The sequence below is a fragment of the Gluconacetobacter diazotrophicus PA1 5 genome (genome assembly GCF_000021325.1).
Taxonomy (GTDB): domain Bacteria; phylum Pseudomonadota; class Alphaproteobacteria; order Acetobacterales; family Acetobacteraceae; genus Gluconacetobacter; species Gluconacetobacter diazotrophicus.
This window is the reverse complement of the sequence record NC_011365.1, coordinates 3,506,044-3,528,506: the sequence shown is the minus strand read 5'-3', so window position 1 is coordinate 3,528,506 and position 22,463 is coordinate 3,506,044. Positions and strand designations below refer to the sequence as shown.

17 protein-coding genes are annotated in these 22,463 nt (G+C 67.3%); 5 read left to right on the top strand and 12 right to left on the bottom strand.

Annotated features, from left to right (window positions below; genetic code table 11):
* Positions 1–23: 23 nt before the first annotated feature.
* The 9 genes from GDIA_RS16155 to guaA form a co-directional block, all read right to left on the bottom strand.
* Positions 24–1,922, bottom strand: a complete 1,899-nt coding sequence (locus tag GDIA_RS16155; RefSeq protein ID WP_012554829.1) for a vWA domain-containing protein — start codon at positions 1,920–1,922, stop codon at positions 24–26.
* Complete coding sequence (locus tag GDIA_RS16150; RefSeq protein ID WP_012554828.1) at positions 1,919–2,959, bottom strand: SEL1-like repeat protein; 1,041 nt, start codon at positions 2,957–2,959, stop codon at positions 1,919–1,921. The genes GDIA_RS16155 and GDIA_RS16150 overlap by 4 nt, the downstream gene beginning before the upstream one ends.
* Positions 2,956–5,463 carry a virulence factor SrfC family protein gene (locus tag GDIA_RS16145; RefSeq protein WP_012554827.1) on the bottom strand — a complete coding sequence of 836 codons (2,508 nt, stop codon included), beginning with the start codon at positions 5,461–5,463 and terminating at the stop codon, positions 2,956–2,958. The genes GDIA_RS16150 and GDIA_RS16145 overlap by 4 nt, the downstream gene beginning before the upstream one ends.
* The gene (locus tag GDIA_RS16140) at positions 5,460–8,441 is read right to left on the bottom strand and encodes a virulence factor SrfB (RefSeq protein ID WP_049762954.1); all 2,982 of its coding nucleotides are present in this window, start codon (positions 8,439–8,441) and stop codon (positions 5,460–5,462) included. Before GDIA_RS16140 ends, GDIA_RS16145 begins: the two co-directional genes overlap by 4 nt.
* Before the next feature lie 55 nt (positions 8,442–8,496).
* Positions 8,497–9,459, bottom strand: a complete 963-nt coding sequence (locus GDIA_RS16135; RefSeq protein ID WP_012554825.1) for a hypothetical protein — start codon at positions 9,457–9,459, stop codon at positions 8,497–8,499.
* A complete protein-coding gene (locus GDIA_RS16130) occupies positions 9,456–10,421 on the bottom strand; it encodes a hypothetical protein (protein ID WP_012554824.1) in 966 nt (321 codons plus the stop codon). Before GDIA_RS16130 ends, GDIA_RS16135 begins: the two co-directional genes overlap by 4 nt.
* Positions 10,418–11,575, bottom strand: coding sequence for a YfaP family protein (locus GDIA_RS16125; RefSeq protein WP_012554823.1), 1,158 nt, complete (start codon positions 11,573–11,575; stop codon positions 10,418–10,420). The genes GDIA_RS16130 and GDIA_RS16125 overlap by 4 nt, the downstream gene beginning before the upstream one ends.
* The gene (locus GDIA_RS16120; RefSeq protein ID WP_043459062.1) at positions 11,572–12,396 is read right to left on the bottom strand and encodes a hypothetical protein; all 825 of its coding nucleotides are present in this window, start codon (positions 12,394–12,396) and stop codon (positions 11,572–11,574) included. The genes GDIA_RS16125 and GDIA_RS16120 overlap by 4 nt, the downstream gene beginning before the upstream one ends.
* A 503-nt stretch (positions 12,397–12,899) precedes the next feature.
* Positions 12,900–14,522, bottom strand: coding sequence for a glutamine-hydrolyzing GMP synthase (gene guaA / locus GDIA_RS16115; protein WP_390614185.1), 1,623 nt, complete (start codon positions 14,520–14,522; stop codon positions 12,900–12,902).
* 190 nt (positions 14,523–14,712) lie between these two features.
* On the opposite strand from guaA, the gene GDIA_RS16110 reads away from it, so the two are divergent.
* The 4 genes from GDIA_RS16110 (at position 14,713) to GDIA_RS16095 (ending at position 18,227) form a co-directional block, all read left to right on the top strand.
* Positions 14,713–15,168, top strand: coding sequence for a hypothetical protein (locus GDIA_RS16110; protein WP_012554820.1), 456 nt, complete (start codon positions 14,713–14,715; stop codon positions 15,166–15,168).
* 125 nt (positions 15,169–15,293) lie between these two features.
* The gene (locus GDIA_RS16105; protein WP_012227513.1) at positions 15,294–17,306 is read left to right on the top strand and encodes a CocE/NonD family hydrolase; all 2,013 of its coding nucleotides are present in this window, start codon (positions 15,294–15,296) and stop codon (positions 17,304–17,306) included.
* A 64-nt stretch (positions 17,307–17,370) separates the two neighbouring features.
* Entirely contained in the window at positions 17,371–17,877 is a 507-nt protein-coding gene (locus tag GDIA_RS16100) for an NUDIX hydrolase (RefSeq protein WP_012227514.1), read from the top strand.
* Positions 17,874–18,227 (top strand): response regulator, encoded by a 354-nt coding sequence (locus GDIA_RS16095; RefSeq protein WP_012227515.1) that lies wholly within the window; start codon positions 17,874–17,876, stop codon positions 18,225–18,227. Before GDIA_RS16100 ends, GDIA_RS16095 begins: the two co-directional genes overlap by 4 nt.
* Before the next feature lie 6 nt (positions 18,228–18,233).
* Here GDIA_RS16095 and GDIA_RS16090 read toward each other — a convergent pair whose 3' ends face one another.
* Genes GDIA_RS16090 through GDIA_RS16080 form a run of 3 tightly spaced genes read right to left on the bottom strand, consistent with a single transcriptional unit; the run spans position 18,234 to position 21,357 of the window.
* Entirely contained in the window at positions 18,234–19,700 is a 1,467-nt protein-coding gene (locus GDIA_RS16090; protein ID WP_012554819.1) for a glycosyltransferase family 39 protein, read from the bottom strand.
* On the bottom strand, positions 19,697–20,848 hold the full coding sequence (locus tag GDIA_RS16085) for a glycosyltransferase (protein ID WP_012554818.1): 1,152 nt from the start codon (positions 20,846–20,848) through the stop codon (positions 19,697–19,699). The genes GDIA_RS16090 and GDIA_RS16085 overlap by 4 nt, the downstream gene beginning before the upstream one ends.
* Positions 20,845–21,357 carry an Lrp/AsnC family transcriptional regulator gene (locus GDIA_RS16080; RefSeq protein ID WP_012227530.1) on the bottom strand — a complete coding sequence of 171 codons (513 nt, stop codon included), beginning with the start codon at positions 21,355–21,357 and terminating at the stop codon, positions 20,845–20,847. The genes GDIA_RS16085 and GDIA_RS16080 overlap by 4 nt, the downstream gene beginning before the upstream one ends.
* A 139-nt stretch (positions 21,358–21,496) precedes the next feature.
* Between GDIA_RS16080 and trxB the strand changes: the two genes are divergently transcribed.
* Positions 21,497–22,459 carry a thioredoxin-disulfide reductase gene (trxB, locus tag GDIA_RS16075; RefSeq protein WP_043459058.1) on the top strand — a complete coding sequence of 321 codons (963 nt, stop codon included), beginning with the start codon at positions 21,497–21,499 and terminating at the stop codon, positions 22,457–22,459.
* Positions 22,460–22,463 lie beyond the last annotated feature (4 nt).

The following is a 22,463-nucleotide window of genomic DNA, read 5'->3' as shown; positions in this document are numbered from 1 at the left end:
ACGAAGGAGAACAGGCCCGGCGGTCAGGGAAGCGCCTCCAGCGGTACGGGATAGACTGCCTCGCCCGCGTCCTGCGCGTGGCCCAGATGAACCCACAATTCGGGACGGGAATCGAATTCCTCGTAAAGGCGCAGGCGGCTGGAGATGTTGTTCAGGATCGTGCGCTGCGCGATCGCCCCCATCGCCAGCCACGAATCCTGCGTGATGCTGGCAATGTCGGACTTGTACGGCAGCCCATCGAGATATTCGCCCAGCAGCGGCCCGATCCTGTCGACATGCCGGATGGCCGACGGGTCGCGCGCGGATGCGGCGAAAGCCGATTGGAGCTGGGTGAAGAACGTCTCGGGCGCGGTGCGGCCAGCGATGCCGGCATCCAGGATGGTGCGCAGCGCGGCCGCCAGATCGGACAGCTGGTTGCGCGTCATCAGCACGCGAATATCGACCGATTTGTGCAGGGCGTCCGCCGGATCGCGGTCCGCGGTATAGCTTTGCACCACATCCGGCGCCGCCGTATTCTGCGCCCGTCCCAGATAGGCAAGGCGCATCGCCTGGCTGACGACGGCGGTCCTGGGGTCGGGCTTCGCGCCCTGGGGCGTCAGGCCGGCAACCGGCCGGCCCGTCGTGTCCGCGACCTGCTGGAGCAGCGACGTCGAAAGGGATTGCACCACCGGACGGAAGGCCTCGGGCGCCCCGCCCGCGACGGGATAATAGAGGCTGCCGGCGGTGCCGAATTTCGACAGGGCGCGATATTGCGACGCCGCATGGGCATGATCGTACGCCGTATCGCCAGCCGGCGTCAGCAGATGCACGACGAACAGCGCGATGCCCTTGGCCGCAGCAAGCTGCCGCGCCTCGTCGATGCCCAGATGCGTCAGGCTGTGCGGATCGTCGCCACCCCGCGCGCCCGCGTCGGTGATCAGGACCATGTAGCGGCCGCCGAACTGGTCCCAGTTCACGCTATCAATGGCGGCCCGGACACCGGCCACCGCGTCCTCGTCGAAGCTCGATGACGAAACGGACGCGTCATGCACGCCGGAAATAGCGGGCAAGACCGCGTCGATCGGTTGACCGAGGTCCGGCGTGGCATAAACCTTGGTGGCGTATTCGAGCCCCGGCGTATCTGCCAGACTGTCGCGATAGGCGACCAGTCCGAAACGGAAATTCTGGGCGACCGCCGTGTTCTGCACGGTATGGACGATGTCGCCAATCGCCGCGCGCGTCTGGTCGATATAGGGCTGCATGCTCGCCGTCGTATCGATCACGAACACCAGGCCGGCCCGAAACTGCCTGAGCGCCTCGGGCGAGGAAGGCGGTCGCGTCCCCGTGCTGGTGGCCGGGGCGGAAATGACGTGCAGCATATGGACCGACGGCCCGCTGTCACGGTCTGTCACCGTGGCGTCGAGGATCGGCAGAAGATAGAAATTCTTCGCGATATCGACATAGTTTTCTGGTTCGACCGCCACCACCGGCCCTGCCTTGCCCGCCTGCGCGTCCTTGAGCAGCGCGGCCGCCCGCGCTCCGGAATCCGGCGCGGTCAGAAGATCCTGCTCATGCCCGGGCGTGTCGAGAAACAGGGTGCGATTACGCCCGGCGGGATTGGTGAAGGTGGCGATCATGGCGTGCGGCCATGGGATCGTCCTGCTCTCCTCGATCCAGCCCAGCGCCGGGCCGGACACGCTGCTGCCGACCTGTATCCGGTCATGGCCGCGGGCAAAGACGTAGAATGCCTCGAACCCATCGACCGGTTTGGGGGCATTGCCGGTTTCGTCCGCCGCCATGGTGGCGCCCGGACGGGTGATGACGCGCTGGTACAGGCTGTGCTTGCCCGGCTGGAGCAGCGGCGTCAGGCCCGCCGCCAGGCCCGCCTGCGGCAGCATCCAAGCGAAGAACGCAGTGGCGACGAAAAACCCGCGCGCCGTCATGGCCAGAAATCCTTCAACGCCAGTTGCGCCCCCATGTCACCGGTGCCGGCCTGCTTTTCCAGCGCGTCATGCAGCCGTGCGCGGTCGGCGGCCACGTCCGTATCCCCGGCCTTGGCCGCGCTTTGGTAATACTGGGCCGATTCACGGATATCGGGACTGGGAACCGGTCCATGCGGGTCGAAGACCGTGGGATCGTACAGATGCGCCAGATGGGTCATCGCGCCGACGTCGCCACGGGTCGCCGCTGCCTCCATCAGCAGCACGCCGTCATCCGGCTTGCCGTTTGCCAGCCGCCGCTCCCCTTCCTGTTCGATCGCCGACGCCGTTCCGGCCTGCGCGATCACGGCGGGAACCGACAATCCGACCAGTCCGTCCGACGGTACCGGGGGCGGGGACGGCGGCGACGGCAGGGCGGCGGACGATGCCGCGGCCGGCCCCACGGAGGGCGCGCGCGCCGACGCGACGGGGGGAGAAGCAAGCGGCGCGACGGCGGGCGGTGACCGATGCAGCAGGAAGAACGCCGCCGCCGCGATCGCCAGCACCGCGCCGCCGCCCAAAACGGGCAGCGTCCACTTCCCACCCCACCGGTTCGCCACCCCGTCGCTGCCGGCAGGGGGTGCCTCCGGCAGTGGCGGTACGGGAGGCGCTACGGGGTCCAGACCCTTTTCCGCCGCCCCCGGCGCCGGATCGTCGCCCGAAGCGGTGCGCCGCGCCCGCGCTTCCGCCTCAAGCTCGGCGTACGTCTTGCCGGACACGGGCAGGGCCGGCCAGGCGAGAATGTCGCCGCTGACCCGCAATTCGGGAATTTCGACCTGATAGCCGCTATCGGGCTCGAAAGAACGCGCCACGGCGGGTGGAATCCGGACCAGCAGGTCGCGTCCTTCCGTGGCCAGCGTGCATTCCCCCTTCACTTCGGGATGGTCGCCGGGGACCTTCAGCGTAACCGTCCGTTCCGAATCCTCGGCCGCCCGCCCGGGAAGGACGATCGTCGCCCCTTCGACATGTGGCCCAGGCGTGACGATGATCTCGTCGTTCATGCTTCCACCGTCCCCAGTTCGCTTAGGACCGTCCCCAGTCGTTCGTTGGCCGCAATGTCGAATTGCGGACCGCTTTCCTCGAACCGCGTGCGCAGCGCCAAGACCCAGTCATGGAAGAAACTGTCCAGATAGACAGAAGGCTTTTCCGAAAGGGCGGGCAGGCCGGACGGGGGCGACGGACGGTCGAAGATCGGCAGGTCGGAATTGACCCGTCGCGGCCTGTCGGCGGCCGGCTGGTCCGTGTAGCCCAACCCGGTGAGGAACCGGCCGATCAGTTCCACGCAGATGACCGACTGTTTTTCCCCCGACAGGTTCAGTCTGTTCACATGGTTGCAGTCGCGGCGCAACGCCCCGGCAATCCGCCCCTGCAGGCCCAGCATGCGCGCCAGGGCTTCCATCCGTTCCGAAAACTGGCGCGCGGCGTGGTCCTCCAGCCCGAAGCGACGGCTGCGTTCGCCGGGAAGCGCGGCCAGGTACTCCTTCACCCAATGCGCCATGACCCGCACCGCGAAGCGGTCATGCTGGTCCTCGCGCACGGCGGGCGCAGGCGCGGGCACGGCGTCCCCCAGGATCAAGGCCAGCGGATCGTCCTCCGGCACCGGGGGCGGTTCGGCATCGGTTTCCGCGAAGTCGCGCCATTGCGCGATCACGGCTTCACGGTCCGGCCCCAGGCCCAGGAAGAATGCCCCCAGCAGACGGTTGCGATGCAGTTCCCGCAGCGCCAGCGCGATCGACGCGACGGCCTTGCGGGCTTCCTCGCCCGCGTCCAGCGTTGACGGGTCGTGATAAAAGGGCCGGATCAGGCCCAGCACGTTCGCAACGCACTGCTTCAGCCGGGCTTCCAATTGCTCGGCACGGACCGTGCTTTCGCAGATTTCGTGAAGCCGTCCGGCGAGATAGCTGACGCCCCCGTCATTCCGCCGGATCGCCTCGTCGAACGCCCGCCCGTAATCGCGGATGTGCTTCCGTACGATGTCGCTGGTCATGTAGGAGGCCCGCCGGCGGTCGATCCTGTCCGTGACCTCCGGCAGCATTTCGCCTTCACGCCCGAACGCATCACGCCGGTACAGGCTGCCCACCGTGGAGGCACGCAGCCACTGGACATTGTTGAACGGCTGCCCCGGCTTCCATTCCTCGACCCAGGACGACTTGAAGAAATTGGTCAGCGACGCTTCAAGCCGTTTGTCCCAGACGTCGCTGCTGCTTTCGTCCGCACCGCCCTTTTCCTCGAACTGCCGGTCGAATTTCGTCAGGATGACGAACAGCGCGTCGGCCTGCCCGCGCCGTTGCGCCGCCGTCCGGCCGATCGTATCGTCGATCCAGCTTTCGATCATCGCGGGCAGGCCGGTCACTTCCTGTGCCGAATCCGCAACGCACAGCAGGGTCGCCGTCGTTTCCATGTTGGCCTGGTAGAGTTCGAACAGGTAATCGACCTTCCCCCGAAGGAAAAGCGTCCCTTCCTGCCCCCTGGCTGCCGCGATTTCGGGGATTTGCAGGCGCGACCGGGCGCCCGGGAAATCCAGCAGGTCGGTGTGCTGCATGAAGTCCCAGCGGGCAGCGGACACCGGCACTACCAGTTCGGAAATAATGGCCGAGACCACATTGCGCGGCAGGGTCGCGGCCGTTCCCTTCTCCCCGACCAGCCGGACCGGCCCCGCCCCTTCCGGCGGCCGGAACAGGGTCGAGACATTGAGCACGCTGTCCGATCGCGGAACCAGCGCCTCGACCCCGCAGAAGGCAAGTTCCGGCTGCCCCAGCGCAATCAGCGCATCGACCAGTTCCCCGGCATAGCGGCCCAGTTCCCCGACCTGCCCCCATAGCGGGGAAAGCGCCGTCAGCAGCGCAGGCGGGGCCAGCGCGCCGACATGCCCGGCCAGCCAGTCCCAGTACCCATCGCGCAGTTCGGCGATCCATGATTTATCGCCGAACTTGCGCGCGAAATACTCCCGCAGGGCCTCGATATCATCGATGTCGAGAATCCCCTTTCCCTCCGAGCGGGGCAGGTCCTCCAGCATCCGCATGGTTTCGGACAGGAGCGGTACCGAGACCCCGATCAGCTTGAAATCGGACAGGAACGCATTGCCGACGATCCGCACGATATCGGAAACCGACAGCAGGCGGACCGGCACCGGCGGCGCACCGGCCGGCGGCTGCGGCGGGACAAGCGTGAAGCGCGAGACCAGCCCCGACGATTCATCGCCGCCGGGCGGGTTGATGTCCTTGAGGAAATCCAGCGTCCGGTCGCCATAGCTGATTTCCAGCGCCCCTTCGGCGGGACAGGAAAGGCTGGACATCAAGTACGATTTTCCCGCCTGTGACGCGCCATAGACCGCAACCGTCGCCCGCCGCGCGACCGCCCGCTTCAGCCCGCGCGCGACCCGCCGTTCCCGGCGCAGCGCCTTGCGGCAGTCCGCCCCGGCTTCGGGGGCATGGTTTTCGACCCAGTCCGCGGCCTCCGCCGCCAGCCGGGCAAGGGTCGCGGTTCGTTCGACGAGTGTCGTCACGGCAGGGTCGCTCCCAGCGTCAGGCACCCGGTATCGCGCCAGTAGCCTTCGGGGTTCAGCGTGGTCTGCAAGCGCAGGATGATCAGGCTGCGACGAACAGGCTGCCCGTCGGCATCGGTAATCTCGCTGACGCTAAAATCCTCGCGTCCCGAGAAATCACCCTTTTCCTCGGCGTCCTCGATATCGGGTTTCCGGTCGAATTCGATGGTCAGCGGCATGGCCAGGCGCTGCGTTTCCTCGCGCGTGCCAGCAGCGAACTCCGCGCAATAAAGAGGCGTCGTCGTCCACCGCTCCAGCGGGAGCTGGCGGAAACCGATCATGGTCATTCCTTCGAAATCCCCCAGCGGGAAGCGGATATCCTCGTCGCTGGGACGATCGTCCAGATCGACGTTCTCCAGCAGAATATCGGCTTTGCGGATCATTCCGGTCCGCTCCATCCTGCCTAGGAACCGCGCTGTCGAGCGCATGACCAGCTTCCCCGTTCTCAGGACAAAATTCTGGAGCTTTCCCTCGGCCTTGATGCACAGCGCCGCACCGACGACGACGGTCGTCTTGGGGTCGCTGATCCGGCCCGCGGAATCCGTGAAGGGATAGTGCCGGCCCACCGTGTAATCGTGCATCGCGACGATCCGGTGCGGGGCGACGGGCATCGCGCCCGTGACCAGGTTCCTCACCCGGCGCAGCTTCGACGGGCGCCCCGACAACAGCAGGACATCGCATCCATAGGCCCAGACCAGTTCGGTGAGGCTGCCCAGAACCGTATCCAGCGTCGCGCGGATCGCCTTCTCGATCGTTTCCACCTCGACCTCGACCACCACGCCGAACAGGTCAAAATCGGGCGGGCCGTCGCCGATGTTCAGGCCACGCATATGGGTATCGACCTGCTCGCGCAGGAAAGCGGCACAGCGTTTCCGATGGTCGTCATCCCTACGGGCCACCGTGTCGTCACCCAGCGCGAATCGCCCGATTCCCCCCTGCGTCAGGTCGTCCACCTGTTCGTAGAGGCTCAGCGCCCGCAGCGCGGTGGGTTCGAGAACGGTCGAAACGAACAGCCTGCGGCGGTGACGGTCGCGCTCGTCCTGGTTGCCGTAATCCCGTTCCAGCAGACGGACCAGAAGCTGGTGCGCCTCGGCGATGCCCGCGTCGGTCAGCGCCTTTTCCAACGGGGGCAGCACCACGGTCAGGATGACACGTTCAAGCAGGTCATCCCCGGCGATCTTGAAGCTCTCGCGGAAATCCTGGTGCGGGGACAGCGCGTCGCCCCCTATATGGGTATAGGTCGTGATCATCAGGTCGGTGGTGCCGCCCCCGATGTCGATGCTCGCGACACGGACTGCCGGCCGCCCGTCCTCGCCCACGCGGCCGTCGCCATATAGATCGAACAGCGCCTCGACATGGCCGCCGAGCCGCTCCGTCACCTCGTTATGCAGCCAGACGATCTGCGTCGCCGTGGCCTCGTCCAGTTCGGCGCGCAGCGTTGGCGGCTTGCCCGTGCGCCCCGTCACGCTCCAGACGAACGCGATCGCCGCCTCGGCCCGGGCACGGAAAATCCGCTGTTCCGCCACGGGCATTCCAGGCGGCATTGTCAGCATCACCGAACGCAGCAGGCGCGGACGCGCGCTGTCCCGCCGCTTGGACCGAAAGCCCGGCGAATTCATATACATGATCGCCTGCATGATCAGTTCGCTCAACATCAGCATGAACAGCAGGCTGCGCGACAGCACGCTCGGCCCCACGGGCTGCGCCGCCTTCACGTCGTCCAGGCTGACCCTGAACCGCCGCTGGGCGCCCAGCGTTTCCTGGATCGCACGGCGGAACGGGCCGTTGACCGCCGGATCGGACGGCTGGCCGTCTCGGTTAAGGCCATTATTGAAGCGCCATCCCTGGTCGGACGGCCGGGTGTCCCACAGATAGCGTTTGGGAGCAGACAGGCCCGACAGCCCCTCGTTACCGATCCGTGCCCCCATCATCCGTTCGGCCTCGGGCCCGGTCCGCACGGGGCTCTGCCACACGAAGGCATGGGGCCGGCCGGAGCGGCGCGAATGGGAATCCCGCCCGAACGTCGCCCGTCCGAACTCGATCCGGCTGGAAAACGGGTCGCCATAGGCCAGTTCAGGCTGGGCGAGGTCGCGCAGTTCCAGGACGTAGCTGTCGGCTTCGCGCTGGCGCGTCCCCGGATGTTCCTCGATCAGGATACCGCAACTGCGAAAATTCCCCAGATCCAGCACCAGATCGACCGCGACCGGCGGTTCGTTCGTCACCGTCAGGATCTGCGCGATCGGCGGCGCTCCGGCCTGCGCCACCATCCGCAGGAAGGCCAAATAGGTCGCAAGATGCTTCAGGACCGGCTGCTTTTCCTCCTCCTCGGGCGCCGGGCGCTTCCGGCCGGGGACGGCAAGCGCGGCCTCGCGCTGCAATTCCTCCAGCCAGTCCTTCAGCCAGGAACTGTCGATCAGCCAGGAAATGCTTTCCAGGTCGGCGACGAACGCGAATTTCTGGCCCCGCGCCTCGTCATCGGGGGTCGGCGCCAAGTAGCGCCCGTCGAAATGCGGCGCGACCGTGGTGTCGAAGGCGATGTTGAGGAGAATCGCCTCCTCCCCTTCCCGGGTTTCCGTGCGGCGCAGCCGGCCCCTGACCCAGTTTGCCGGACCGGGGCGAAATCCCTCATTGTCGGTGCTTCCGATCCGCGCAAGATACGGCAGCGGCACCCACTCATTCTCGAAAACCTCGAAAATGTCCTTGCGCCTGATGACATACCCTGCATCGTCCGGCGCCACCCGCTGGCGGCCATCGGCGTGGAACACCATGTTCCTGCTTTCGGGGTCTTCCTCAAGCGCGCGCAGGATGAATTCCGGCGCCCCGTCCCCGTTGATCCCGGTGGACTCCTCCCAGAAATTCGCCCGGATTCTGCCGCATTCGGCGGCGTCCAGCGTAATGGTCTCGAATTGGATCAGGCTGTCGGGAATCAACGAGATCAAGCCTGGCATCCGTTTCCTCGCTCCCGTCCCTGCATGGTCATCTGTGGCCGCTGTTTTACGGCTTTATTGCCGGTTTTACACGTTGCAACAACCCCTCGTGTCCCTGCCGGTATTGGGGTGGAAGATGTTCATCCGCGACCACGACATGAATAGTGCAGGCGATATGGTCATCGTCGCGATGTGTGCAGCTCAATACCCTTGGCAGGTAGGTCGAGCCAGCCAGGGGGCACGCCGCCGTTCGAATGACGGCCCTGTCCCCCTCGACCCGCGCGGTGGCGTCGCCCGTGCATTGTCCCCTCTCCGACAGGTCCACGGACAGATGTCCTGTCTTCCCGTCCGGGTCGATGCAGACCTGCCACAGCCGGTAGTCGTTCTTCGTCAGGACGTCATTCTCGGCCGAGTCCAGGTTGGTCATACGCTGCCAGCAACCGCTGACGACACGCGGATCATGGGCCTGCCACGCCGCGACATCACGGGTCTCCAGGCAGGCTGCATCGAACGGCATCAGCATCGTGAGTGCCGCACCAAGGGCAAAGCCAAGAATGCTGCCGATCTGCGCCGTTCGCATCAGCGCCGGCGGGCGTCTCCTCGCGCGGGGAAAATCCGGCGCCCGCCCGTCGTCATATGCGCCCACCCAGGCAGGAACACCGCCATCCGCCCGCCCCCAGCCCACGATCACAGGTCGCCCGTCGACAGCAAACAGACCACCCCGCTCGGGAAACGCGGGTAGAGCGGCGAATCCGTCGCGGATCATTCCGCCTTCCGCCTGCGCGACCCGCCTGATGTCAGACAGGATGCTGCCCGCATGACGGTGAAGTCGCTTCAGCGAGTCCGCATCCAGACGCTCCGCCGGACTCATTGTCTCGCCGTCCGCGTGCCAGTCCGTCCCCCCCTCCCGGGACATAACCGGACGTGCGAAAATTGCCGCGTGCGCCGGAGAGAGCCGGGCAGCAATCTCGTCAAGTAGCCTTCGGGCACGATCGCCATCGACCGTGCCGCAATCCGTCAGAAGGATCATCGCAACCCGGACCGCTGAAACACCCCCGGCCCCCACGCGCGGTCCGCTTCCACCAGCGGATCATCCGCGTATGCCGGGCAGGACGCCTTAAGATCGTCCAGCCGTGTACAGCGGAAGATCGTCCGGAGGAATACGAACATCCGATCATGCGTATGATCGACGCACCGCTCCGCCGAGATCACCAGCGTGTCGCCCTCGAAGCGCGCCGTGACGTTGCTCGAACATGCGGCGCCGCTGCTGTAATGCAGGGTCTGCCGACCCGTCCTTCCGTCATCGGCGAAGCATAACGTCCATTCTGCGACGGGATTTTCAGCATTGGTGCGAATATCCGTCACCACCATGTTGCTGATCCTGTGCCAACATCCTCTCAGCATGGACAGGTCATGAGATTGCCACTTTCCTTGGGGCAGGTCTGCGGTTGCAGGCGCTACGCAGGCCGGTGCCGCCGGCATGGCTCCAAGCATCAGGGCCGCGACGAGGAAACCCGCCGCCGCCCCGGCCAACGCGGATGACAGAAGACGCGGTGGCAGCCTGGGAAATCCCTGGCGGATGACGAAGGACCTGCCATCGTCCAGCGCGCCGAGGGGATCGTGCCCTTGGGCGGCGCCCCATCGCGTGACGACCGCGCGACCATCCACGGCATAAAGGTAATCAAGCGACGGAATACGCCGCATCGCGGCGAAATGCCGCCGGATGACGCTATTTTCCCCTTCGGCGACCCGCCGGATGTCCGACACCACCGAACCCGCATAACGGCGCAACGCCTCGCGATCCGCCGGGTCGAGATCCGCGAACGCCCGGCTATCGCCACCCTGGACGACCCATGCCGTCCCGCCGCCGTCCGAGAGGGGCGTCGCGAAGAACGCCGCATGCGCCGGCCCCAGCCTTTCCCCGACCGCGGCGAGAAAATCCTGGTGCGTGCCCGATACCGCCCCGGGCGTCCTGTCCAGTTGCAGCGTCATGCCGGGATATCGAAATTGCAGATCGGCATCATGCGCTCACCCGCCGACACGGTGCCCCGGTGCGAGACCAGGACCGCGCCGCGATAGCGGACCGTCACGCTGAACCGGCTGGCAGCGACGGCCGGCATGGCGAAGGGATCGACGATGACGGTGTAGAATCCGGGCGGCGGCGCCGAGCGCCAGACGGTGGTTTCGACCGGTCGGCGCGTGGGCGGCGGCGCGCCGTCGCGCCGCGCGTTGGCATCGCGCAGCAGGTGGCCCTCGCCATGCGTTCTGTTCTTGAAATAGATACGCTGGCCATCCGGGCATATGACATGAAGATCGAGGTCGTTCAGGTCCCCCCAGCACAACACGACCTGGAGCACGCCCCCGAGGGCACCGACCCTGCGGACCCGCCACAAATCGCCCCAGGCGCGCCAGGGCAGGCGCGACGCCAGCAAGCCCAGGAACAGCAGCGCCAGCAGCAGGAGCAGCCAGAGCGGCAGGGACGGATGCAGGCACAGCCAGGGCGCCATGACGAAGCCGAGATGCGCGAGCAGCCAGATCAGCAGGGCCAGTCCCCCCAGCATTCCCAGCACGACCGCCCATTCCCGCCAGGCGCCGGGCAGGCGGGGCGGGGCGGGGGCGGGCGGGGGCGTCAGGATCTCCATCCGCTCCACCACCGGCGGCGCAGGGGACGCCTTGGGGGGCGGGGGCGGAGGAGGCGGCGGCCGGCCCTCGCCCGTGATATCGACCCGGGCCAGCTTCTGGGTAACCGCCTGATGCCCCCATCCGACCAGCACCGGTCCGTTCGCGCCCGAGCGGATATAGGTCTCGTCCGGGATGGAGAAGACCTGCGGTAACAGGGCCAGCAGGCCCTTCTCGGTCGAGGAAAGACGATCGGCCTGCCGGGTGGCCGCCTGCTGGATCTCCGCGCGCAGGCGCACGAACCAGGCGACACGCTCCGCCTGCGGAATATCCGCGCCCGGCGCCCCGTACCAGTCGATCCTGCCGTTGCCGTGATCCTCCGGTTCGGCCAGCAGTCCGGCACCCGCGGCGCCGGATATTTTCTCGAACAGGCGGGAAAACTCGGACCACAGTTCGATAACCCGCTGGCCCCGATATGCAAGCGGCGTGATGTCCCTGACATCGGTCGTGGCGATCAGCTGCATCATCGGGGCAGGGCACTGAAAGGATGGCCGCCGATCGTCACGATACGGGTATGGGCGACGATCGAGAAAGCAGCCCACATCGCCAGGGCGAAAAAGCAGACGAATGTCAGCCCGTGCAGCGTGGCCGCAACAGGCCGCGACAGCGGCCTGTGTGCCCCATAGGACACCGGCGCGACGGGAACCGCCCGCGCTGGCGAGGACGCCGCGCCACCGGGGGCGCCTATGGGCTCCCGAGCCCCCCCATGGGCACCGGCATCCGGGGGAGGCATCTCCAGGGGGTCCGGCTTTCCACCGTCCTCCCCCCCCACCCGCGTGGCTACCGGCTCGCTTCCGGCGGCCGTCAGCCGCCCAAGCACCGAGCCCGCGAAATCCACGCCCTCGGACTCGGTCTTCAGCGTGCCCCCATTCCCGAAAAGCATCCCCCACGGAGCAAACAGGAACATCCGGCCATCGGTGAAGATCGCCTCTTGATCCGGAATGACCAAGGCCCGGTCGAGCAACAGCGCCTGGGCGCGTCCTGCGCGCGACGCCGCCTCCCGCACACGGGCGACCTCGACGCCGAGATCGTGAACCAGTTGGCCCCGCTTATCATCGGGAAACGACGACAAGCGGCGCAGTCCCTCGCCATCGTCGGCGTACCAGGTAATCTCGCCGGTTTCATTGTCACGAGGCCACCGGACCAGTGGCTCGGCAAAGCCAAGCCTCGTCCGTGGAATCGTACCCAAAAAATTGGAAAGAATACCGTTGCTCTGGATGACGGGCTGTCCCCGCCACTCTAGAAGAACCAGCTTACTTAGATCGCTGCGGAGAAGAACATTTGCCACAAACCCGCTTTTGTCCTTCGACTACTCTTGAGGCCAGCAATAAATTTCTGCAGAAATTTGCTTCTGTCAAGCCTCTATGTGCCAGTTTTGCACATCCATTGAAGTCAATATCGAGCATATCGCAAAGTGGACTTTGTCCGTCTGCGGCCCTCAGCCGGTCGAACATCTCGCAAAGGATCTTCTCTGCGAGCCCTTATGCGTATGAAAAGGAATCCTGCTTTGCAATATTAGTCGCCCGGTTTCTCGAACCGTATGTCGCCCGGGCAATTGTCGCGAACCCGATGCGGATATGATTCATATCTATCAATAGATCATGAAGAAAAACCGTCACAGGATGCCCCCCTGACGGCATCCTCCGAAATCGACTTCCGCAATGCGGGCATGGACCGTCGGCAGGCATCTCTGCCGGCCGACGGTCCATGCCAACATCGATAAATTTATTTTTTATCAATGTTTTATATTGTTTTCCGAGAAACTGCGGGACGCCGCCGGATAGGGAGGAATCATTCCCACTCGATCGTGCCAGGCGGCTTCGAGGTGATGTCGTAGGTCACGCGGTTCACGCCCTGGACTTCGTTGACGATGCGGCTGGCGACGCGGTTCAGGAAGCCGATGTCGAAGGGGAAGACGTCGGCCGTCATGCCGTCGGTGCTGGTGACGGCGCGCAGCGCGCAGGCGTAGTCGTAGGTGCGGCCGTCGCCCATCACGCCGACGGTGCGGACCGGCAGCAGCACCGCGAAGGCCTGCCAGATCGCGTCATACAGGCCGGCACCGCGGATTTCCTCCAGGAAGATCGTGTCCACCCGGCGCAGCAGCGCCAGCTTGTCGCGATCCACCGCGCCCGGGATGCGGATGGCCAGGCCCGGGCCGGGGAACGGGTGGCGGCCGACTATGGCCTCGGGGATGCCCAGTTCACGCCCCAGTTCGCGGACCTCGTCCTTGAACAGTTCGCGCAGCGGCTCGACCAACTGCATCTTCATCCGATCGGGCAGGCCGCCGACATTGTGATGCGACTTGATCGTCACCGACGGGCCGCCGGTGAAGCTGACGCTTTCGATCACGTCCGGATACAGCGTGCCCTGGGCCAGGAAGTCCGCGCCGCCCAGCTTCGCGGCCTCTTCCTCGAACACCTCGACGAACAGGCGGCCGATCGTCTTGCGCTTGATTTCCGGGTCCGTGACGCCCTCCAGGGCCGACAGGAACAGGTCCGACGCATCGCGATGGACCAGCTTGATGTTGAAGCGGCCGCGGAAGGTCTTGACCACCTCCTCGGCCTCTCCGGCACGCAGGATGCCCGGATCGACGAAGATGCAGGTCAACTGGTCGCCGATCGCCTCGTGAATCAGCACTGCGGCGACCGAGGAATCGACACCGCCCGACAGGCCGCAGATCACGTGGCCCGAACCGACCTGTTCGCGGATGCGGGCGATTTCCATGTCGCGGAAGCCGGCCATGGTCCAGATGCCCCGGCAGCCCACCACGTCATGGGTGAAGTTGCGCAGCAGCGCCGCCCCATGGGGCGTATGCACCACCTCGGGATGGAACTGCACGCCGTACAGGCGCCGCCCCTCGTCCGCGATGATGGCGAAGGGCGCGCCCTCGCTGACCGCGACCGAGCGAAATCCGGGCGGCAGCTTCGTGACCCGGTCGCCGTGGCTCATCCACACCTGTTCACGCCCGCCACGCGCCCAGGTGCCGCGGAACAGGGCGCAATCCTCGATGATGTCGATATGCGCCCGCCCGAATTCGCGATGTTCATGCGTTTCCACCGCGCCGCCCAACTGATGACACAGCGCCTGCTGCCCGTAGCAGATGCCCAGCACCGGCACGCCGAGCGCGAACACCACGTCGGGGATGCGCGGCGCCTTCTCGTCCAGCACGCTGGCCGGACCGCCGGACAGGATGATGCCGCGCGGGGCGAAGGCGCGAATTTTGGCCTCGTCCGTCGAAAACGGCCAGATTTCGCAATACACGCCGCTTTCGCGCACGCGACGGGCGATCAGCTGCGTGACCTGGCTGCCGAAATCCAGGATCAGGACCCGGTCCTGATGCAGGGCACCTTCCAGGGCGGCGACGTCCTGGGGGGCGGTCTGGGCGGGTCCGGCACTCTTCACTTTATCGCTCATCATCGTTCTTTCGGTCGCGGCATTACGGTCACGGGGCGTGCTGCACGGGCCGGGCGGGCCATGCAAGCGCAAGCGCGGGATATGCGTCGATGCCGAGTATAGCGCAAGACCGCGCCGGCCGGGACCCTATGGCCCGCCGCGCCGCCCGGGCCCATATTGGGGGCCGTTCCCCGCGTTACGGAGCATGAATGTGACCCTCTTCCGACCGGCCCTGCACTCCCCCCTCGCCCGCGCCATGCTGCTGGCCATGCTGCCGGGGGCCGGGCTGCTGGCCGTGGCCCCGGCGCGGGCGGCCGACGACGCGGCCAGGGACCCGATCGGGATCTGGACGGGCACGCTGGTCGCCGATCGCGGCGTCTGTCCGGAGACCAACGCGCCCTCGACCCTGCAGGTCGGCACGAAGCGCATCGCCTTCACGCCCGGTGACGGCGCGCTGGTCCTGCACGGCACGCGCGACGCGACTCCCGGGCGTTTCCATGCCCAACTGGTCCTGAGCGACATGAACCGCAAACCCTATCCCCTGGTGTTCGAGGGCAAGCCCGACGGCAGCGCCATCAGCGGCACGTACGGCACCCCGCGCTGCCGCGCCCACGTGACCCTGACACGTCCCAAGAGCAATGGGATGGCCCATTTCCTGGGCCACTGAGCCACCCTTAAAACCACGGACATGTCCGGCGAGGCCCGGTTGCTTGATCCGTTCGGTTGCGACATGGTCATGCCAACGAAACACCTTGTCCTCCGCCGTGGCGGAGATCAGCAGGAGCGTATGGTTTGACACTTTCTACACGTCGTCGCCCGGGCGGGACGATCACCTTCCTGACCGCCCTGACCCTGGCCAGCAGCATCGGTGCCATCGGCCTGGGCAACCCGGGCCACGCCGCCCCCAAGCCGTCCCGGACCGCCACCCCCGCATCCACGCAGCAGGGTGCCTCGGTGCTGACCGTCCAGACCGGGAGCGACATCCCCGCCCATGTCACCTTTCCGACCGACGGGCGCGACTACGTCAAGCGCGACGTCATGATCCCGATGCGCGACGGGGTGAAGCTGCACACCGTCATCGTGGTGCCCCGCAACGCGCATGACGCGCCGATCCTGCTGACGCGCACGCCCTATCACGCGTCGCAGCGGCTGAACCGGGTCGAGGATTCGCCGTCCATGCGCGCGCTGCTGCCGCAGGGCGACGATGTGTTCGTCGAATCGGGCTATATCCGCGTCTTCCAGGACATTCGGGGCAAGTACGGGTCGGAAGGCGATTACGTGATGACGCGCCCGGTGCGCGGGCCGCTGAACCCCACCCGCACCGACGAGGTCACCGACGCGTGGGACACGATCGACTGGCTGGTCAAGAACCTGCCGGAATCGAACGGCCGCGTGGGCATGCTGGGCTCGTCCTATGAGGGGTTCACCGTGGTCATGGCGCTGCTGAACCCGCATCCGGCGCTGAAGGTCGCGGCCCCGGAAAGCCCGATGGTCGACGGCTGGATGGGCGATGACTGGTACCATTACGGCGCCTTCCGCCAGGGCGGGCTGGATTATTTCACCGAGCAGATGACCGTCCGTGGCGAGGGCAACCCGATTCCCCGCGTGGACCGCGACGATTACACGAACTTCCTGCGGGCCGGATCGGCCGGGCAGTTCGCCACCGCCGCCGGTCTGGACCAGTTCCCGTGGTGGCAGCGCATGCTGGCCCACCCGGACTACGATGCCTTCTGGCAGAACCAGGCCCTGGACAAGCTGATCACCCGCCACCCGCTGACGGTGCCCACCCTGTGGGAACAGGGCCTGTGGGACCAGGAAGACATGTGGGGCGCGATCCATTCCTGGCAGGCGCTGAAGAAGACCAGCCCCAGCGTGCCGAACATCCTGGTCATGGGCCCGTGGCGGCACAGCCAGGTCAATTATGACGGATCGGAACTGGGCCCGCTGCATTGGGACGGCGACACCGCGCACCAGTTCCGGCGCGACGTGCTGCTGCCGTTCTTCAACCAGTACCTGCGCCCCGGCGCGCCGGCGGCGAACCTGCCGGAAGCCATCATCTACAATTCCGGCGAGAACCACTGGGACCGCTTCCCGCGCTGGCCCCTGGCCTGCGATGGCAAGGGCTGCGCCCATCCGATGAAGCCGCTGTTCCTGCAGGCGGGATACGGCCTGTCGTTCGATCATCCGGCGGCGGACGGGCAGGATTCCTATGTGTCCGATCCCGCGCATCCGGTGCCCTTCCTGCAGCGCCCGTTCAATTTCGCGACCGACGGCGCACGCTGGAAGACGTGGCTGGTGCAGGACCAGCGCCAGGCGGAAAGCCGCCCGGACGTCCTGACCTATGAAACCCCGGTCCTGACGCAGTCGGTCCGCGTCAGCGGCGTGCCGGTGGCGGATCTGTTCGCGGCGACCAGCGGCACCGATTCGGACTGGGTGGTGAAGCTGATCGACGTGCAGCCGGCCACCAACGGCGACCGGCCGGAGATGGGCGGATACGAGCTGGCGGTGTCGATGGACATCTTCCGCGGCCGCTATCGCGAGGGCTTCGATCATTCGGTGGCCACGGTGCCGAACCAGGTGGCGCGCTATCGCTTCACGCTGCCGGCGGTCAACCACGTGTTCCAGCCGGGGCACCGGATCATGGTGCAGATCCAGTCCTCGCTGTTCCCACTCTATGACCGCAACCCGCAGACCTTCGTGCCCAACGTGCTGCGCGCCACGCCGCATGACTTCGTCGCCGCGACGCAGTCGGTCCATCGCGGCGGCGACCAGTCCACGGCGATCTGGCTGCCGGTCGTCCCGTAACCGCCCGGCGCACAACGGCGTCACGGAGTGGCCGGAGGGGGAGTCATGCGTCTATGATGGCCGCATGAACTCCCCCTCCCCCGTTTCGGCCGCGATCCTCGCGGTCGTCGTACGCGACAGGCGCCTGCTGCTGATCCGGCGGGCCAACCCGCCGGACCAGGGCCTGTGGGGTTTTCCCGGCGGCCGCATCGAGCATGGCGAGACCGTCATGCAGGCCGCCGAGCGCGAACTGCGCGAGGAAACCGGCTTCATCGCCCGGGCGCAGGGCGTGCTGACGGCATTCGACGTGCTGGACCACGCCCCGGACGGTGCCCTGCGGTTCCATTACGTCATCGTCGTCGTGCGCTGCGCCGATTCGGGACAGGATACGGTGCGCGCGGCCGACGATGCGCTGGATGTCGACTGGTTCACGCTGGACCAGGTGCGCGACGCCCCCGAACGCATGAGCCCCGGCCTGCTGGAACTGGGCACGCTGGCCCTGTCGGACCGGGGCATCGCCCCGTGGCCCGTTCCCACCGCCGCCCCCCTGCGGCGGCGTCCGCCCGTCCCCGCACAGGGCTCCACGCCATGACGTCCCCCCGCCACGTCCTGCTGGTCGAGGACGAATCCGCCATCGCCGACCTGGTCCGCACGGCGCTGGAGGCGTCCGGCCTGCGCGTCACCCCATGCGCCGACGTGCAATCCGCCCTGCGGGAACTGGACCGGGGCGCGTTCGACCTGGCCATCCTGGACCTGACCCTGCCCGACGGGTCGCCCGATCCCCTGGCCAGGCGCCTGGCGGATGCAGGGGTGCCGATCATCGCCATCAGCGGCGACCCGGCACGCCTGGCGACATTCGCATATGGCCAGGGCCTGGAAAAACCGTTCCGGATTCGCGCCCTGCTGGACCGGATCAAGGATACCCTGCCCGCGTCGCGGTGACGGGCCTTATACAGCTCCGGAGGGCAGGCGCGCCGTCCAGGCCGGCGCTTCGGGCGCCAGCGTCACGCGAAAGACCGCATAGCGTTCGGCCAGCCGGGCGCCCCGCCCGCGCGCCAGCGTGCCGATCCGCGTCATCCGGCTGAACGGGGTGGGATCGACGGTGCGCAGGCGTCGTTCGCTGCACAGGAAGATCCCCTGCTGGCCGCCTGCCGCGCGCGGCAGGTCGAACAGGGCCCAGCGCGGCTCGATCCCGATCACCGGCCGGCGCGGCAGCGCCAGGGCCAGTTCCGACGCCAGTCCGTATTCATCGGCGGCGATGAAGCCGCCGGAAGGGGCCATGCCGTCAGCCGCACGGGCCAGGTCCTGCCAGCCGGCCATCTGGCGCAGGGTGATGTCCAGATGCGGCGACAGCGCGACGGGCGACAGCGTGGACTGCACATAGACCAGCAGCGTCAGCACGAAGCCCAGCGCCGATGCCGGCCCCCAGAAGCGCCAGGTCAGGGAAGCCGCCGCGATCGCAAGACCGGGATAGAGCAGCACCGGCCAGTTGGCCTGCACCCGGTCGCCCAGCGCATGCTGCACGAACACCACGATGGCGGGCACGGTCCAGCAGGCCAGCAGCGCCGCCGCATCGTCCCGCCACGCGCGGCGCAGGGCCTGCCACAACCCGCCCGCGAAGAACAGGGCGACCAGCGGCGTTGCCAGGCCGACCTGTCCCCCCGCCAGTTCCCCCAGGAACTGCACCGCCCGCGCCGGCCGCCAGTCGCCCGCCCGGCCGCCCTGGCGGACGAAGCTGGCCCAGTGATGCGCCGCGTTCCACCCGATGACGGGCAGGAACAGCAGCAGGGCCAGCATGGCGGCACACCAGGGCCAGGGCGTGCGCAGCCACACCCGCCCGGACCGGCTGCCCAGCAGCCAGAACGCCAGCCCCGCCCCCGGCAGCACCGCCGTGTATTTGCTGTCGCACGCCAGGCCCAGCGCCAGCCCCAGCACCAGCCACCAGCCACCCCGACCGGTGACGTGCAGCCGCCCCAGCGCCCACAGCGCCGTGGTGATGAAGAACAGCAGGGGCGTGTCCGGCGTCATCGTCACCGCGCCGATGCCCAGCGCCAGCGTGGCATTCAGCAGGATTCCGGCCCGAACCATCCGTCCGGCCGCCAGCCCCCATCCCAGGTCCCGCGCGGCGGCGGCCAGGAACAGCGTCCCCACACCGGCGGAAAGCGTCGCCAGCAGGCGAATGCCCAGCGTCGTATCGCCCAGCAGCGCGGTCCCGCCGCGAATCCACAGGGCGACCATCGGCGGGTGGTCCAGATAGCCGGGCGCGAGCGCGCGGGACCACACCCAGTAATAGGCCTCGTCCGGCGAAGGCGGGGTGCAGGCGGCCACGATACCGCGCAGCACCGTCAGCAGGCCCAGCGCAACGCCGCCCCATACCAGCAGATCGCGATCGGCGTACCCGGCCCTGCCGGTCAACGCACCCGCCAGATCAGCGTCGACGACACGGCGTAATTCCACACCACGGCGATCGCGGCCCCCGCGGCCCCCGCCTGGTTCCATTTGCCGTCCTCGCTGAAGACCGCGCGCGCGATGCCGATATCGGCGAGTGCGCCCACCGAGCAGATCGCCAGGAACAGCAGCAGCCCCAGCCACATCCGGCCGCCGCGTAGGCGGCAGTCGCGGTAGGTCAGGGAATTGTTCATCCAGAAATTGGCCACCATGGCGGCCACGGTCCCGATCCCCTGCCCGGACGCGAAATCGGCGCCGCACCGGCGGGCAACGTCCAGCACCACCAGGTTGACCAGGATGCCCACCAGGCCGACCAGGGCAAACGCGATGAAGCGGGTCGGCAGGAACCCGCGGCATACCTTGTCGCCCAGCATCGCCAGGAACTGGATCAGGACCAGGACGTCCAGCTTGCTCTCGCCCGCCGCGCGGGGGCGGAAGACGAACGGGACCTCCAGCACCCGCGGGCGCTGGGGGGCGGACAGGAACACGTCCAGCAGGATCTTGAACCCCGTCCCCGACAGATGCGGCACCGCGCGTTCGAACAGGTCGCGCCGCATGGCGAAAAACCCGCTCATCGGGTCCCCCAGCCGCACCTGCAGGATCATCTGCACCATGCGGATGCCGGAATCCGACAGGAATTTCCGCCAGCCATTCGCCAGCCCGGCATTGTCCCCGCCTTCGACATGACGGCTGCCGACGGCGATGTCGTAGCCGTCGCGCACCACCGCGTCGATCAGCCGACCCAGACAGCTCTCATCATGCTGCATGTCGCCGTCCATGACGGCGACCACGCGCGCCGAGGACGACAGGACGCCCTCGATCACCGCCGAGGACAGGCCACGGCGACCCACGCGCAGGATGCCCCGCACCCGGCCATCGCATTCCGCAAGCGACCGGACCTCGTCGATCGTGCCGTCGGGCGAGTTGTCATCGACGAAGATGACCTCCCACTCCCGCCCCGCCAGGGCGGCGGACAGGGCGGCGACCATGGGGCGCACGTTCGCGCGCTCGTTGTAGCAGGGGACCACGATGCTGATATCGGCCGCCAGCCGGACCGTGTCGGGCCGCGCCTTGGTGGCCGGCGGTGCATCGACGGGGGGCAGGACGATGCTCACATGTCCGTCCCTGCCACGCCCATGCCGCCGGCGCCGGGGGGCTGCACGGGCACGCCGGCGCGGCTCAGCGCCGTGCGGATGGTCTGCAATGTCTGGACCCGGCTGACATGCGGGCTTTCGGTCAGGCGGCGGGTCAACTGGTTTTCATGCGCGGCGTCGCGCGCCACCAGCCGGACCAGGAAGTCCCCGCCGCCCCGGATCATGTGGCACTCCCGGACCTCGGGCCATTCGGCCACCTGGGTCTCGAACGCGGTCAGGACGGCTTCCTTCTGGCTGTCCAGCCCGATCAGGGCGAACAGCGTGATCGTCCAGCCCAGCAGGGCGGCGTCGGTATCGGCGTGGTAGCCGCGGATCAGCCCTTCTTCCTCCAGCCGCCGCACGCGCCGCAGGCAGGGCGGGGCGGAAATACCGACCCGGCGCGCCAGTTCCACGTTCGTCATGCGGCCATCCGCCTGGAGTTCGGCTACGATCCGACGGTCAATCGCATCCAGGTCCATCACTTCAGTCATTTCCGTCCCAAATCTGATGGCGCGCAGGATATGGCATGCGCCCGTTGCCGAAAAGGGCGCAGCAGATCCCGCGCGCCTTGTGTCCAGCGCATTGGACGGCCATATCCCCTGCATTGTGATCACATCGACGCCCGAGTCCATGACCCAGACCCATACCACCGACCTTCTTGTCATCGGCGCCGGCCCCGCCGGCTATACCGCCGCGATCTATGCCGCGCGCGCCAACCTGAAGCCCATCCTGGTGGCCGGCCTGCAGCCGGGCGGACAGTTGATGATCACCACCGACGTGGAGAATTACCCGGGCTTCGCCCGCGGCATCCAGGGCCCCGAACTGATGGAACAGATGGCGGCCCAAGCCGCGCATGTGGGTACGCAGATCATCCACGACATCATCACCGAATGCACCCTGAAGGGTCACGGCGGGGCGGGCGAACCGTTCCGCCTGGTCGGCGATTCCGGTGACGTCTACCTGGCCCGCTCGGTCGTCATCGCCACCGGGGCACAGGCCAAGTGGCTGGGCATTCCCGGCGAGGCCCAATACCAGGGGTCCGGGGTTTCGGCCTGCGCCACCTGTGACGGATTCTTCTATCGCGGCCGGACCGTCGCCGTCATCGGCGGCGGCAACACGGCGGTCGAGGAAGCGCTGTACCTGACCCATCATGCCGAACATGTGATACTGATCCACCGGCGCGACAGCCTGCGCGCGGAAAAGATCCTGCAGGACCGGCTGTTCGCCCACCCCAAGATCACGGTGAAATGGAATTGCGTGGTGGACGAGATCGTGGCCACCGGCACCCCGCCCGTCGTCACGGGCCTGAATCTGCGCGATATTTCGTCGGGCACGAACGAACACCTGGCGGTCGACGGCGTTTTCGTCGCCATCGGGCATGCCCCGAACACGGCGGTTTTCAAGGACCAGGTCGAAACCGACGACGAGGGATATATCGTCACCAACCCGGGCGGCACGCGCACGTCGGTGCCGGGCGTCTTCGCCGCCGGAGACGTGCAGGACCGCATTTACCGCCAGGCCGTTACCGCGGCGGGAACCGGCTGCATGGCCGCGCTGGAGGCGGAACGTTACCTGGCGGGAATGTCGCACTGAATAC